At 38.1% G+C, this 14400-nt stretch carries 18 protein-coding genes, 1 riboswitch and 1 other annotated feature (1 of these 20 running past the window's edge); of the genes, 10 read left to right on the top strand and 8 right to left on the bottom strand.

Going from position 1 to position 14400, the window contains the following annotated elements:
• Positions 1–110, bottom strand: a binding site (T-box leader) (it extends 90 nt beyond the left edge of the window).
• A 68-nt stretch (positions 111–178) separates the two neighbouring features.
• The gene (locus tag QH639_RS25460) at positions 179–661 is read right to left on the bottom strand and encodes a QueT transporter family protein (protein ID WP_131520756.1); all 483 of its coding nucleotides are present in this window, start codon (positions 659–661) and stop codon (positions 179–181) included.
• 6 nt (positions 662–667) lie between these two features.
• Positions 668–712, bottom strand: a riboswitch (PreQ1 riboswitch).
• Positions 713–1033: 321 nt separating this feature from the next.
• Between QH639_RS25460 and QH639_RS25455 the strand changes: the two genes are divergently transcribed.
• From QH639_RS25455 to QH639_RS25445, 3 genes are all read left to right on the top strand, one after another.
• Complete coding sequence (locus tag QH639_RS25455) at positions 1034–2056, top strand: ABC transporter substrate-binding protein (protein ID WP_281115442.1); 1023 nt, start codon at positions 1034–1036, stop codon at positions 2054–2056.
• Between the two features lie 85 nt (positions 2057–2141).
• The gene (locus tag QH639_RS25450) at positions 2142–3170 is read left to right on the top strand and encodes an ABC transporter permease (protein WP_009371612.1); all 1029 of its coding nucleotides are present in this window, start codon (positions 2142–2144) and stop codon (positions 3168–3170) included.
• The gene (locus QH639_RS25445) at positions 3163–3957 is read left to right on the top strand and encodes an ABC transporter ATP-binding protein (RefSeq protein ID WP_054549124.1); all 795 of its coding nucleotides are present in this window, start codon (positions 3163–3165) and stop codon (positions 3955–3957) included. The genes QH639_RS25450 and QH639_RS25445 overlap by 8 nt, the downstream gene beginning before the upstream one ends.
• A gap of 477 nt (positions 3958–4434) precedes the next feature.
• Here QH639_RS25445 and ilvA read toward each other — a convergent pair whose 3' ends face one another.
• Entirely contained in the window at positions 4435–5697 is a 1263-nt protein-coding gene (gene ilvA / locus QH639_RS25440) for a threonine ammonia-lyase IlvA (protein ID WP_131520758.1), read from the bottom strand.
• Positions 5698–5986: 289 nt separating this feature from the next.
• Between ilvA and QH639_RS25435 the strand changes: the two genes are divergently transcribed.
• Positions 5987–6730: a TerC family protein gene (locus QH639_RS25435; RefSeq protein ID WP_131520759.1), complete on the top strand. Its 744-nt coding sequence runs from the start codon at positions 5987–5989 to the stop codon at positions 6728–6730.
• Between the two features lie 40 nt (positions 6731–6770).
• On the opposite strand, the gene bshB2 is transcribed toward QH639_RS25435, so the two are convergent.
• The 3 genes from bshB2 to QH639_RS25420 form a co-directional block, all read right to left on the bottom strand.
• Positions 6771–7460, bottom strand: a complete 690-nt coding sequence (gene bshB2 / locus QH639_RS25430; protein WP_131520760.1) for a bacillithiol biosynthesis deacetylase BshB2 — start codon at positions 7458–7460, stop codon at positions 6771–6773.
• 13 nt (positions 7461–7473) lie between these two features.
• Positions 7474–7824: a YojF family protein gene (locus QH639_RS25425; RefSeq protein WP_004225428.1), complete on the bottom strand. Its 351-nt coding sequence runs from the start codon at positions 7822–7824 to the stop codon at positions 7474–7476.
• Positions 7825–8371: 547 nt separating this feature from the next.
• A complete protein-coding gene (locus tag QH639_RS25420) occupies positions 8372–8653 on the bottom strand; it encodes a hypothetical protein (protein WP_048393429.1) in 282 nt (93 codons plus the stop codon).
• 196 nt (positions 8654–8849) lie between these two features.
• On the opposite strand from QH639_RS25420, the gene QH639_RS25415 reads away from it, so the two are divergent.
• On the top strand, positions 8850–9398 hold the full coding sequence (locus QH639_RS25415; protein WP_131520761.1) for an acyl-CoA thioesterase: 549 nt from the start codon (positions 8850–8852) through the stop codon (positions 9396–9398).
• Between the two features lie 42 nt (positions 9399–9440).
• On the opposite strand, the gene thiD is transcribed toward QH639_RS25415, so the two are convergent.
• Positions 9441–10271, bottom strand: a complete 831-nt coding sequence (gene thiD, locus QH639_RS25410; RefSeq protein WP_281115441.1) for a bifunctional hydroxymethylpyrimidine kinase/phosphomethylpyrimidine kinase — start codon at positions 10269–10271, stop codon at positions 9441–9443.
• Between the two features lie 175 nt (positions 10272–10446).
• On the opposite strand from thiD, the gene QH639_RS25405 reads away from it, so the two are divergent.
• From QH639_RS25405 to QH639_RS25385, 5 genes are all read left to right on the top strand, one after another.
• On the top strand, positions 10447–11124 hold the full coding sequence (locus tag QH639_RS25405) for a uracil-DNA glycosylase (RefSeq protein ID WP_259419815.1): 678 nt from the start codon (positions 10447–10449) through the stop codon (positions 11122–11124).
• Between the two features lie 75 nt (positions 11125–11199).
• On the top strand, positions 11200–11376 hold the full coding sequence (locus QH639_RS25400; protein WP_048393435.1) for a hypothetical protein: 177 nt from the start codon (positions 11200–11202) through the stop codon (positions 11374–11376).
• The gene (locus QH639_RS25395) at positions 11376–11642 is read left to right on the top strand and encodes a YwdI family protein (protein ID WP_131520764.1); all 267 of its coding nucleotides are present in this window, start codon (positions 11376–11378) and stop codon (positions 11640–11642) included. The genes QH639_RS25400 and QH639_RS25395 overlap by 1 nt, the downstream gene beginning before the upstream one ends.
• Positions 11643–11668: 26 nt before the next feature.
• Entirely contained in the window at positions 11669–12049 is a 381-nt protein-coding gene (locus QH639_RS25390; protein WP_048393440.1) for a DUF423 domain-containing protein, read from the top strand.
• A 163-nt stretch (positions 12050–12212) separates the two neighbouring features.
• Entirely contained in the window at positions 12213–13388 is a 1176-nt protein-coding gene (locus QH639_RS25385) for an amidohydrolase (RefSeq protein WP_131520765.1), read from the top strand.
• An 82-nt stretch (positions 13389–13470) separates the two neighbouring features.
• Here the strand turns inward: QH639_RS25385 and gerQ are convergent, their stop codons facing one another.
• A complete protein-coding gene (gene gerQ / locus QH639_RS25380; RefSeq protein ID WP_004227629.1) occupies positions 13471–13806 on the bottom strand; it encodes a spore coat protein GerQ in 336 nt (111 codons plus the stop codon).
• 22 nt (positions 13807–13828) lie between these two features.
• Positions 13829–14254: a cell wall hydrolase gene (locus tag QH639_RS25375; RefSeq protein ID WP_004227631.1), complete on the bottom strand. Its 426-nt coding sequence runs from the start codon at positions 14252–14254 to the stop codon at positions 13829–13831.
• Positions 14255–14400 lie beyond the last annotated feature (146 nt).

Genomic DNA, 14400 nt, shown 5'->3' with positions numbered 1-14400 from the left:
TGATAAGGCTGCTCTGAAGTCCATTCACAAGTCTGTACTACTGGTTTGCACCAACCACCAGCTCTCTAAAAGTAACAATGCTTGCTACTACTCTTCTTCCTTGCATTTATTAGAAAGAATTGTAGAGTATTTTCAGAATAGTGTCAAGAAAAAAGACGAATCTAAAAAGATCCGTCAGTTAAATCAAATTTTTAAAGTCAAGGCGTTTGTTTAATACATACATAATCGGTGCACCTACAGCTAATACAACAAATTCACCCGCCGCGACGGTTAGCCAAGTCCAGAAAAATGGCAACTCTAAAGCCAAGTTCAGCTCAAAGGCAATGATAAACATAGTACATGTAAAGAGCAATGTATTAATAATTAAACGTGCCCAAATATTTTTGACAAATTTACAGATTAAAATAAACAGGCCAAGAGTAATCATTGAATGACCTACACCAAACACTAAATCGTAAATGCCAAGTGGTGAAAAGAGATTAGAAATCAATACACCAATAATAATCCCTACGGCAAAGCGTGGATTAAAGGCCACTAAATGGTTAAACATCTCAGATACTCGGAACTGTACCTCTGTAAAACCAAATGGGGCAACAAGCATGGTTACAGCTATATATAGAGCTGCAATGATACCACTTGCTGCTAAAAATTTTATTTTCATATTCATTTCTCCTTAGTTTTTTTTCGTGGGATGGTTACGAACCACGGTGCTTTCACACAAGTAAATATTCTATTATAGATATCTAGTAGAAGTCAAATGTCAGACTTTGTCTATAATGTCCTATCGTCGCAAAATTGTCATAAATATTTTTTACTATGTTGAAAAAAGAAATCGATTAACTAAAACAGCGTAGTTTAGCGGTTTAAAGCGCCAAATTAAATGAAAAACTAAAATATTTTGTCACTTTTAAAAGTCAGAACATTCATAATGTTGTTGACGGAGCTCGATAATAACGATAATATAGCGATACATTCACACTTTGTTTGGATAAAGTGCGATAGATATTCGAGAATATAATCGGGGGGATTATTTGTGAAAAGCAATGTAAAGAAGTTGTCATTCCTTCTTTTTGGATTAGTGTTGCTTCTTGCTGCTTGTGGTAGCGGTGGCTCAGGTACAGCAGATTCAAAAGGAAATGAAAAAAACAATGCAAGTGAGAGCGGAAATGCAGACGATAAAACATATAAAATCGGGATTACTCAAATTGTTGAGCATCCATCGTTAAACGCAGCAACGGAAGGCTTTAAAAAAGCAATTGAAGATGCTGGCTTAAAAGTTGACTACGATCCACAAATTGCGCAAGGAGATAACAGCCTTAACACAACGATTGCTAACAATCTAGTGAGTGCAAACGTAGATTTAATTTTTGCTAACTCTACACCTTCTGCACAAGCAGCTGCAACAGCAACAAGTGATATTCCAATTATTTTTACATCGGTTACAGATGCTGTTGGTGCACAGTTAATCGACTCAATGGAGAAGCCAGGGAAAAATATTACAGGCACAATTGATCTACATCCTGAAACGATTTCTAAAACAGTAGCATTCTTAAAAGACCTTGGTGCGAAAAAAGTAGGGATGGTCTACAATGCGGGTGAGCAAAACTCAGTTGCCCAAGTTTCAGAAGTGAAAAAGGTTATGGATGAACAAGGTTTAACGGTGGTAGAAGCATCAGCATCCACTTCAGCAGATGTAAAGCAAGCGACAGAATCTCTAATTGGTAAAGTAGATGCTTTCTATATTATTACTGATAACACAGTAGTTTCTGCTTTAGAATCGGTAATTGATGTTGCCAATACGAATAAATTACCATTAATCGTAGGAGAATTAGATTCTGTGGCACGTGGTGGTTTAGCGGCTTATGGATTTGAATATTTCGATATCGGTTATGAAGCAGGTCAAATGGCTGTGAAAATTTTAAAAGGTGAAGCAACACCTGCTGATACACCAGCACAATATCCTCAAAATCTGAAACTATTAATCAATAAAAAAGTAGCAGATGATTTAGGCATCGAAATGAAAGATTCTTGGGGTGCAGAAATTCTAGAACAGTAAAACGAAGCGGGGGAGAACTATCCCCGCTTTATCTTCATTTTACAAGCGATATAAATAATAAAGAGATTTAGGAGATGATTCAACGATGTTTTTAGCATTATTTGGCGCAGTGGAGCAAGGAATCATCTATGCAATTATGGCACTTGGTGTATATTTAACATTTCGGGTGTTAGATTTTCCGGATTTAACGGTTGATGGAAGCTTTGTAACAGGGGCGGCAACTGCAGCAACAATGGTTTTGCTTGGCTACCACCCAATCTTAGCGACTTTAGTGGCAATTGTTGCTGGATTTATTGCTGGATGTATGACAGGAATTCTTCACACGAAAGGAAAGATTAATCCGCTTTTATCAGGAATTTTAATGATGATTGCTTTATATTCAATTAATCTACGTATCATGGGGTTAACTGCAGAAAATACGATAGGTCGCCCGAATATTCCACTACTAAACTCTGAAACAATCTTTTCAAAGTTTCAATCTTTTTGGAGTAATTTAGGGATCGATGATGCTATCAATAACCTATTAAAAAGCATAGGCTTTCAGCATGTACCAGGTACATGGAGTGTGCTGATTGTTGTATTAATCATCACGATTTTAATTAAGTTAATAGCAGACTGGTTCTTAAAGACAGAAGTTGGGCTAGCAATCCGAGCAACTGGTGATAATAAACGAATGATTCGCAGCTTCTCTGCAAATACAGATACACTTATCATTTTGGGGCTAGGTCTTTCCAATGCGCTTGTCGCATTTTCTGGAGCTTTAATCGCACAATATTCGAAGTTCTCTGATGTTAGTATGGGGATTGGTATGATTGTGATCGGTCTCGCATCCGTTATTATTGGTGAAGCTATTTTTGGGACTAAAACTATTATCCGTACAACGTTTGCCGTTATTGCAGGAGCCATCATTTATCGTATTATATTAGCTTTAGCATTACGTGTAGATTTCCTTGATTCAGGAGACATGAAATTAATTACAGCGATCATCGTTATTTTGGCGCTGATCTTACCGCAATTTATTAATAAGAGTAAAGAACGTAAACGTAAAGCTAAACGTGCTGCAGAACTTTCACAAGTAAAAAAAGTAGAGCAGGGAGGTAACGGCCTTGCTTAAATTACATGGTATTAATAAGGTATTTAATGAAGGAACACCTGATGAGAAGATTGCACTTGCGGAGATCAACCTACATTTAAAGCCCGGTGATTTTGTGACAATTATAGGTAGTAATGGTGCAGGTAAATCAACGATGATGAATATGATTTCAGGTGCTTTAACACCCGATTTCGGTACAGTATTGATTGATGGTAATGATGTGACAAGTTTGCCTGAATATAAACGCTCTCAATACATTGGGCGTGTCTTCCAGGACCCAATGGCAGGAACTGCACCTACGATGACAATTGAAGAAAATCTAGCATTAGCATACTCTCGAAATAAACATAGAGGGCTACGCAATGGTGTGGACAAAAAGCGTCGTGAATTTTTTAAAGAATCGCTAGCGATGCTTGGTTTGAATCTTGAGAATCGTCTTTCTGCTAAGGTAGGTTTACTTTCAGGTGGGGAACGTCAAGCTTTGTCGCTCTTAATGGCTACCTTCACAAAGCCATCTATTTTATTGCTAGATGAGCATACAGCTGCACTTGATCCATCACGTGCAGAATTAATTACCCGTATTACGAAATACTTAGTGGAAAAAGATAATTTAACCACATTAATGGTAACGCACAATATGCAGCAAGCATTAGACTTAGGGAATCGTCTTATTATGATGGATAAAGGCCAAATCATTTTAGAAGTTGGTGAAGATCGCAAACATGAATTAACAATTCCTGATTTAATGTCCGAGTTTGAACGTATTCGTGGGGAAAAAATGAATTCAGACCGTGCTCTATTAGGTTAATATCGAAACGCTCATACACTTGTATGGGCGTTTTTTTATAGTGTTAGAAAAGTATTTTTATGAATGGTGAAAATACTTGATTTCTTAAGTGGGATTCCGATCTATCTCATGGGAGTCAAGTAGCCCTCCAATCCAGCTCATCAATTTAGCAAAGGTCCTCACTACTCTTTATGGAGGGGCGTTGTCACACATCGTTTTTCCACATTGTTAGTATGATAGAAAATGAAAGGACACAGTTTCAAATGGGTTGATTGGAGAGGAGTCAGCTCTTAGGGGATTTAGCGGCTCATCAGATGCCACCTGGACGCTGGCGGAACAGATATCGATCCCTCGCCTTGCCAGAATGTCTCTTTCCGCAGACGATATTGTTTTTTCAACATCAACTAGTTTTAATAATTTTTATTTAGGGAAATAAAACGATTGATAAATTTTATCACATAAAAAAGCCTCACTTTCAGAGAAGTGAGGCTCTTGATTTTAAACGAGTAAGCCAAATAGTTGAATATCGTTGTTTACTTCTTTGTATTTGAAGCCGAATTCATCCATTCGGGCAAGTAGTCCTTCATATTCAGCACGATCACCTAACTCAATGCCGACTAGTGCAGGGCCACTTTCTTTATTATTTTTCTTGGTATATTCAAAGGTAGTAATGTCATCGTTTGGTCCAAGTACACTAGTGAGGAATTGACGTAATGCTCCGGCACGCTGAGGGAAGCTGACGATGAAGTAGTAAAGTAAGCCTTCGTGTATAAGTGACTTTTCTTTAATCTCCTGCATTCGTCCAATGTCATTATTCCCACCACTGATGATGACAACGACTGACTTACCTTTAATTTCTTCTTTATAAAAATCAAGAGCTGCCACTGATAATGCTCCTGCAGGCTCAGCGATAATCGCATGTTTATTATATAGATCTAGAATGGTCGTACATACCTTGCCTTCAGGTACAAGAACAATATCATCTAAATAGCGACGGCAAACATCATAAGTATGATGACCGACGCATTTTACTGCAGCACCATCAACGAATTTATCAATCCAATCAAGAGCAACTGCGCCACCTTCAGCAAAGGCAGCCTTCATACTACCAGCACCAGCAGGCTCCACACCAATAATTTTACTAGTAGGAGAGAGATTTTTAATGTAGGCAGACACGCCTGACATTAAGCCACCACCGCCAATACTTCCGAATACGTAGTCGATTGGCTCCTCCATATCATTCATAATTTCTACCGCTACCGTTCCTTGACCAGCAATGACATCAAAATCATCAAATGGATGAATGAAGATTTTACCATGCTCTTCACAATAGCTCAACGCGCTTTCAGCAGAATCATCGAATGTATCTCCTGCTAAAATAATTTCCACATATTCACGACCAAACATACGTACTTGGTCTATTTTTTGCTTCGGCGTTGTTTGTGGCATAAAAATGCTTGCTTGAATTTTTAATTGGGCACAGGCATAAGCTACACCTTGTGCATGATTGCCTGCACTTGCACAGACAACCCCAGCATTGCGCGCTTCATCCTCGATTTTTTTAATTTTATAATAGGCACCACGAAGCTTGAATGAGCGTACATGCTGTAAATCTTCGCGTTTAATATAAATATTAGCTCCGTATTTCTCGGATAAATAGTCGTTTTTTTGTAGTGGTGTGTGCACAACTACATCTTTTAAAAAATGATGTGCAATCAGGACATTCTCCACTTGCACGGTTCTAGTATCAGCAACTTCCATAGTATTCATCCTCCGTTATACGTTTAAAACATTTATCTATGATAGCACACTTTATTTGCTTTTTGTGATTAATTTTTAGTAAATTCTAAATTTTCCGTGTCTATTTTATGATGTAAGCGTTTTATCTTGATATAGCTAATTATTTTATAAAGAAGCAATGTCTCAGACCTAGAATTAGCTCAATTTAAGGGGAGAAAATCTGTTGTTTCAAATCTAAAAAATACGACTCTCATAACAAAAATGGTCAAGCATATACTAGATTAGCTGAGGACAAGTAGGAGGGTATGTAGTGGAAATCATTCAAGGGATTTTATCAACATATTGGAAGTTTTTTGATTTGGCGATGTGGCAAGAAGTACTAATGGACCCTGTCTCCTGGGGACTAATATCCTCATTAATTATTATAGAAGGTTTGCTGTCGGCAGATAATGCACTGGTATTAGCGGTACTAGTGAAACATTTACCAGATAAACAGCGAAAACGGGCATTAATGTATGGTATGCTAGGTGCCTATTTTTTTAGATTTTTATTTATTGGCATAGGTGTTTATCTAGTAGAATTTTGGTTTATTAAAGTATTAGGTGCTTTGTATTTAGGTTGGCTTTGTGTAGCTCATTTCCTTCACATAGGGAATGAGGATAGTGTAAAAGAGGTAAAGAGGTCAGGATGGATGGTGCGTCTTTTCGGCACGTTTTGGGCAACTGTCATTTCTGTTGAGCTAATGGATATTGCTTTTTCAATTGACTCAATCTTTGCTGCGTTTGCGATATCAGATCAGGTCTGGGTGCTTTTAATTGGTGGGATGTTAGGCATATTAATGATGAGGACGATTGCAGGTGTTTTTTTAATCATCATTGAAAAAATACCAGAGCTTGAAGCAACAGCCTTCATAATTATAGGTGTCATCGGCTTAAAAATGTTAGTAAGTGTTTTCAATATCCACATCCCTCATTATTTATTCTTTCTTTTCTTAGTGATTGCTTTTTTCATCACGATCATTGTGCATATGATGAAGAGGGTAAGAGCTGCCTAATTAAAAAGTACTGTTCTCCAAAATGAGAACAGTACTTTACTTATTTTACATATTTATCTGGGTCAACAATATAGAACTTTTCAACATTAAGCCAGCTCTCGCTCATTGGTTCGCCGTCATCAATACGTTTTTCAGTCTCCTGCATCATCCAACCAGTCTGAGACGCATGGGCTTGTAATGCTTTTAATTTGTCCATTCGCATTTCCCGAATATCATAGACCACATGTGGTTCACCATTTTTTTCAATCGTATCATTGGCGAAGGCACAACCGAATATTTGTGGACGAGCAGCCTTTGGCATACGACGTACAGCTTCAACTACAGCCCGTGCTGTTGCTTCATGGTCTGGGTGAACAGCAAAGCCAGGTAAAAATGTGAAAATTAAAGAAGGCATTAGTTCTTCGATTAGCCCTTCCATTAATTTTACCATTTTCTCATCATCTTCAAATTCTATTGTTTTATCACGTAGACCAAGCATGCGTAAATCTTGAATACCCATTGCCTCTGCCGCTGCAACCAATTCCTTACGACGGATTTCAGGTAAAGACTCGCGTGTAGCAAAGGGTGGATTACCTAAATTACGTCCCATTTCGCCTAATGTTAAACAGGCATATGTAACAGGTGTATTCATTTTCTTTGTATAGTAGGCGATGGTTCCCGCAACTGAGAAAGCCTCATCATCTGGGTGAGGGTACACAATTAAAATATGACGTTGTGGTTGTAAATTCAAATAGTCGTCCCCCTTAGTAAGTAAATGGCGTTTCACTAATTTCAAGCGCAATCGCCAATTTTCCAGAGTAGTCTAGTCCAGCCATTAATAAACGGCCTAAATCATCTAATTCAAAATGTGTAATGCCTTGAGCATAAACCCAGCCATGAGGTAATTTTAAACCCACACGATGAGGTGCATTATCTACAACCTTAGCAAGCTCATAGTTAATTTTAGCATTGCGAATAAAAGCACCTGCATTAAAAAACTGTTCATCATAGTGTGCTGCATAAGATCCGTTTGTCGTCTCAAGATGAATATAAACGTCTTTGTTGGCGAAAGAATTCAGCAATTTTTGCAACGTCTCTACTTGTACTTCTTGCATCTTAACACTCCTCTCGATCATTTCTCCTTTAAGTATAGTAAAAAAAATTCGCAAAGGGAAATTGATTGCTTTGATAAAAAAATTGATGATTTATATTTACAAACCTTAGCGCCATTTGGTCCAAATTTTTTGAAAGTGTTAGCATCCAGGGGAAATAAATCATCATCTCTAAATCTATGACAAGTCCTTAAGCAATATTCTTGAAAAAATTATTGTAATGTATCAATATAGGGAGTGTGAAAATAAATATGTACAAACTGTGTCGTTTCGCATTGTATCCGTTTTCACATATAAAAAGATATTGCAACCATGACTTCTTCCTAATTCGTGTGTGTAAACAGCTCCACCTGTTGAAGTAGTATTATTTCGGAAATAATGAATTCTATCTTGGTACAATAGATGACGTTCCTTGAACAGGTGATGCAAGGTAGCTGTGAAAAAGGGAAGAAAAATGAAGCTCATTATCATAGTATAATAAAAACCGCGACTCTCTTTATGACGGAGAGTCGCGGTTTTTTATTGAAAATTAATGTAGGCTATGTATTTGTTAGTATCGATTGAGCTTTCGTTCTATTGTATCTAAACGATTATTAACATTTTGTAATTGTTTAAACATTTGCTTCATATAAAGATTTTGATCTTGGGTTTCAGTAGTTTTGGCTTGTGCCAATTCTTCCTCCTCCTGCAGAGCCAATATTGTGGCAAGGGTGGATAATGAGTAACCAAGTGTTAATATGATGGAGGCAATTACTTCAACTTTTGAAGAGGTGATTTCTCCAGCTAGTAAACCTGATTCTTCCGTTAAGTCTTCTACCTTGTTTTTTTTCATTTTTTCCCCTCCCATACAGCTAATATATGGGGTATGAGGCATTAACGTATCTTGTCCAATTTTAATCTTTATCGGATAAATACTCATCATTAAATAATTGTTTAGTATTTGTAATTTTCTAATAATTACATTGATTTTTCCATTTAAATATAGCATTATAGTAGGAATAAACAAGATGTTTAGAGGGGGAACTGGAGTGAATAAGGACTTTAAATATTGTAAGGAATCAAGAGTGATGCGTACAAGTCGTGTATTTCCAAACGATGTGAATAATCATAATACATTATTTGGCGGACGGTTGATGAGCGATATTGATCAAGTTGCTTCCATTTCAGCTGCAAAGCATAGCAGAAGAGATTGTGTTACAGCCTCAACTGATTCAGTCGATTTCCTACATCCCATTCGCCCAACAGATTCGGTTTATTTCGAATCGTATGTAGCTTGGACGGGAAGATCTTCTATGGAGGTTTTTGTCAAAGTCATTTCTGAAAACTTGAAAACTGGGGAGAGAAAGGTGGCAGCGACTGCATTATTAACTTTCGTGGCATTGGATGAAAATAACAAACCAGCACTGGTCCCACGAGTAATTCCTGAAACAGTAGAAGAGACAAAATTGCATGAAACAGCTTCAGAACGAGCGAAGGCCCGTGCAGAACGTAAAAAGGAAAGTAAAGCGTTAGCGCAATTTATATCTATGAATGATCCATGGGATTATCGGCTAGAAATGATGGAGAATTATATGTAAAAAAGGGATGTCTCAAATGACTTTGAGACATCCCTTTCATCCTTATATTTCTGTTACTGTTACGTGTGGAGCACCAAAGCGAGATTTCGCACCATGCATGACAGGACCTACATATTCATTTAGCGCCCAGCCATGTGCAATAGCTGTGGATACAAACTCTTTTGCTTCAATAACAGAATCTTTAATAGTAAGACCATTCGCAAGGTTCGCTGTGACAGAGGCAGCAAAAGTACAGCCTGCACCGTGGTTATTTGTAGATGGAACTTTTTCAGATTCTAATAAGTAGAATGTTTCACCATCAAAGAATAAGTCTATTGCTTTTTCAGTAGCTAGAGCTTTTCCACCTTTAATGACAACAGCTTTAGCCCCTAGTTCATGGATTTTACGAGCGGCAATCTTCATGTCGTCAATGTTTTTGGGTGTACCTGTGCCAGCTAATTGTCCAGCTTCAAAAAGGTTTGGTGTTGTTACTGCTGCTAGTGGTAAAAGATGCTGAATCATGGCATCTGTGTTACCTGGATTCAGTACTTCATCGTCACCTTTACATACCATAACAGGATCGATGACAATATTTGAAGTCCCTGAATTTGCAATAGCCTTTCCAGCAATACGAATAATTTCTTCTGTGGAGAGCATCCCTGTCTTAATGGCATCAATTCCTGTGGAAAGAGCTGTGTCAATTTGTTTTTGTAGTAAATCGGTTGGCAAAGGTGTGACGTTATGTGTCCAGCCATTAGGGTCCATTGTTACGACAACTGTTAATGCCACCATCCCATATGTACCGTGCTCTTGGAATGTTTTAAGGTCAGCTTGCATTCCTGCACCGCCTGATGTATCTGAACCTGCAATTGTTAATGTTTTTTTTAGAGTCATGTAAAGGATCTCCTTTATCGTTAAGAGTTATAAAATTAACATCTAGTATAGTCCGATTCTGATTCTATAAAAATAGCCAGAATACTATATTTTTATATGGTCAGTTTCAACTGATGCTTGAATTCATCTTTCATTTTTTGTACCGTTGTAAGAAGAGAAAGGGGCTTAAAGAACGATGAAACAAGTATTCCCGAATGATTGGCAAGAAGTACTCAAAGAAGAATTAGAAAAACCATATTATCAAAAACTACGTCAATTTGTCGCAAATGAATATTCGACACAAACTATTTATCCACCAATGGATGATGTGATGAACGCATTTTATACAACAGCATATCATGATGTGAAGGTTGTTATTTTGGGACAAGACCCTTATCATGGGCCTAATCAAGCGCATGGGCTAAGCTTTTCTGTTAAACCAGGTATTCCACATCCTCCTAGCTTACGGAATATGTTTCAAGAGCTACAGGATGATTTAGGCTGTCCAATTCCTCAAAATGGAACGCTAACAAAGTGGGCTGAACAGGGTGTTATGCTATTAAATACGGTGCTTACAGTTCGAGCAGGACAAGCGAATTCCCATAAAGAACAAGGGTGGGAGCAATTTACCGATGCTGTTATCGATCTATTAGCTGCAAGGGAAGAACCACTAATTTTTGTATTGTGGGGCAAACCAGCGCAACGCAAAAAGCAATTAATCCGAAAATATAAAACACCACATGTCATACTCGAAGCGCCACACCCAAGTCCATTAAGTGCTTATCGAGGATTCTTTGGTAGTAAACCTTATTCAAAGATTAATCAACAATTAGTGGAGTGGGGCAAGCAGCCGATTGATTGGTGTTTAGAATAGATTGGCACAAATCGTTTGCTTTATACGCTTTAGCAATCATGTTACATTTAATATAGAAGAAAGTGAGGGACATTGATGAAGGTGAATTGTTTTAAGTGTCAATTTTTTAAAGTAACCTGGGACCCTCAAAACCCACGCGCATGTGCAGCTTATGGCTTTAAAACAAAGCAAATACCATCCGTTGTTGTGAAGCAATCCTCGGGTGTAGATTGTTTAAAATTCGTACCAAAAGTAGAAAGCGGGAGAATGTAATGATTTCTTATCAGGCCGTTATACAGCAACTTGAAAAACAATTATCTAACGCAACAAATGCGGGGAATGATCAGCAAATTCGTGAGGCACTTACAGCCATTCGAGCATTATGTGATGTGGTGTTAGATTCTTCAAGTGATGCACCATCTATCACTCCTCATAAGCATGTACCGCAAATGCTTGTGTCAGAGTCAAAACCATCCACTTTATATACAACAAAGATTGAAGAAGATGGAGCAAATGGTGATTCCATTTTTGATTTTTAATCCATTTTAAAGGTAGGGTAACGAAAATGAAAAGATTTATCGTGACAGGTGCTCTTCATGGCCTATTAGCAGTAGCATTCGGTGCATTTGGTGCACATGCTTTAAAGGAAATTTTAGATGAATATAGTCGAGGTATTTGGGAAACGGCTGTTCAATATCAAATGTTTCACGCTACAGGATTACTAATCATTGGTCTGTTAATGAGCTCTAAACTATTAGGTGAAGTGAAACAATTAAATTTAGCAGGTATTTTCTTTAACCTTGGTATTGTTTTCTTTTCTGGGAGCTTATATGTTCTGGCGATAAGTGGTATTAAAGTATTAGGAGCTATTACACCAATTGGTGGCGTACTATTTTTAGCGGGATGGCTACTTATTATTTTAACTGCTCTCAAGCATGCTCGCTAATTTTAAGCTGACTCTCTTACATTATTTGTAGGGGGGTTTTTCTTTGTTATGAGTCATCTTTCAAAGATAGGGATTTAAATCCTATCCATTTTGTAAGAATTTATAGTACACTACTAATATTACTTGCAATATTTCGAAAATACCAAAAGTGAGGTTACGTAGTATGGAAAAACTATTTACATTACTGGATGCTAACTATAATGAGATGGTAGGGATTCGTCGCCATTTACATGAATACCCTGAATTATCCTTTGAAGAAGTCGAAACGCCATCCTATATAGCTACTTTTCATAGAGAATTGGGTCATGTGGTTCGAGAAGGAGTGGGAGGACGTGGCGTCGTAGCGATATTACGTGGCAGAAAGCCTGGCAAAACGGTGGCATTACGAGCTGACTTTGATGCATTAGCGATACATGAAGAAAATGATGTACCTTACAAATCTAAAATAGCTGGAAAAATGCATGCATGTGGACATGATGGACATACAGCTACATTGCTTGGGCTAGCTAAGGCATTGAATGCGATGAGGGACCAAATTGAAGGCACTATCGTATTTATTCATCAGCATGCAGAGGAAGTGGCGCCAGGTGGAGCTAAGCCAATGATTGAGGATGGTTGTTTAGAAGGAGTAGATGTTATTTTTGGTACACATTTATGGGCACCTACACCATTAGGAGAAATATTAGTGAAAGATGGAGCCATCATGGCTGCCGCGGATAAAGTAGAAATAACGGTTCAAGGAAAGGGTGGTCATGGCGCAGAGCCTCATCATTCTATTGATGCAGTTACCCTAGCCTCCCAATTTGTCGTCAATGCTCAACAGCTTGTTTCAAGACGAATTGACCCATTGAAATCAGCTGTTTTAACAATCGGTCATTTTGAGGCAATTAATCCGTTTAACGTTATAGCTGATCGGGTAGTTTTAGCGGGGACAATTCGTACATTTGAAGAAGAAGTACGCATACAAATGGAGCAAGAGCTAGAAGCAGTATTAAATGCGACTTGTCTGGCATTTGGGGCAAGTTACGAATATCGCTACACAAGGGGTTATCCACCTGTTTATAACCATCAGAGAGAAACTGAGTTTTTGGCACAATTGGCGTCGACTGTACCAGGGGTAGATCAAGTAATAACATGTCCGCCATTTATGATTGGGGAAGATTTTGCGTATTATTTAGAAAAAGTACCAGGCACATTTTTCTTCACAGGAGCTAAAAAGCCAGAATGGGAAACGGCCTATCCGCATCATCATGCACGCTTTGATTTTGATGAACGTGCTATGCTAATTGCAGCAAAAACCTTAGGTAAAGCAACCTTAACGTATTTAAATGAAAATTGAACATAGCGAAGGATAAAAATCCGCATACGCCCATCGACTTTTGGTCAGTGAGTGTATTGCGGATTTTTACTTAGAGATAGAATTATGGATTTTGATTAAAGTAAGCCATTTCCTCATCATACTCTGCAAAATCGAAATAAATCATAGGGAAAAGAAAACGATGATTAGACTTAAGCTCACGAATAATGACATGATCTCGACCAGCTGCTTCTACCACACCTCGAACAGTTTTTGTGTTTTTTCCCTGCTCTACTGCGTGCTCAAAAGAAAAATGGAAGGTAGCTGGTTTTCCACGGTTCAAACGTAAAATATTTTCTATATAGGACTCCTCACGGCCGGGTGGTCGTCCGCTCGGAAGTGTGACTGGGGGAGGAGTCATTTGTTGTTGCGTTGTTGGTGTCCAATAATAAGGCATCATCAATTATCAACCTACTTTCTTTTTAAATTTGAGGACAATCTTGTTCAGTTGGCGAGAAAAAACAATGGGATTTGAACCTGCCAGTATTCCATTGGCCATACCATTGTGCAGGACAATCACCTGCTGGCATGAAAAACCACAAAGAGCGGGTAGCTGGATGAAATCTTTCACCCTGAATCACCCTTTTAGCTAGTCGAATATCTTGATCACGTGCTCGTTGATAAAAATAACCCTTTTGTGTTGCCTCAAAGCCTCCCGGACGCTGATAAACCATTTGTTCAATTGTTCGAATATCACCAAAATCTAAACAATCACCTCTTACACGATTAACGCCAACATTCCCAACCATCAGCATGCCTAACTCTCCTTCGCCTTCTGCTTCGGCACGCATTAGTCTTGCGAGTAGGGCTGTCTGTGCATCATTCGTCTTAATAACAGCGATTTTCATACCTCCTCGCAGACAGTATATGCATGAAGGTATAGTAGTCATGTTCAATTTTGTTAAGAAAGACAATCACATATTAAAGTTACTATGCATATAGTAGTAATAACGACAAGTACGTAGAAAATACTTCAAATCCTGCAAGTCCCGAT

Source organism: Lysinibacillus sp. 1 U-2021 (assembly GCF_029916965.1).
Taxonomy (GTDB): Bacteria; Bacillota; Bacilli; order Bacillales_A; family Planococcaceae; genus Lysinibacillus; species Lysinibacillus capsici.
Note: the sequence above shows the minus strand (reverse complement) of the source record. Positions and strands in the feature narration are given on the sequence as shown.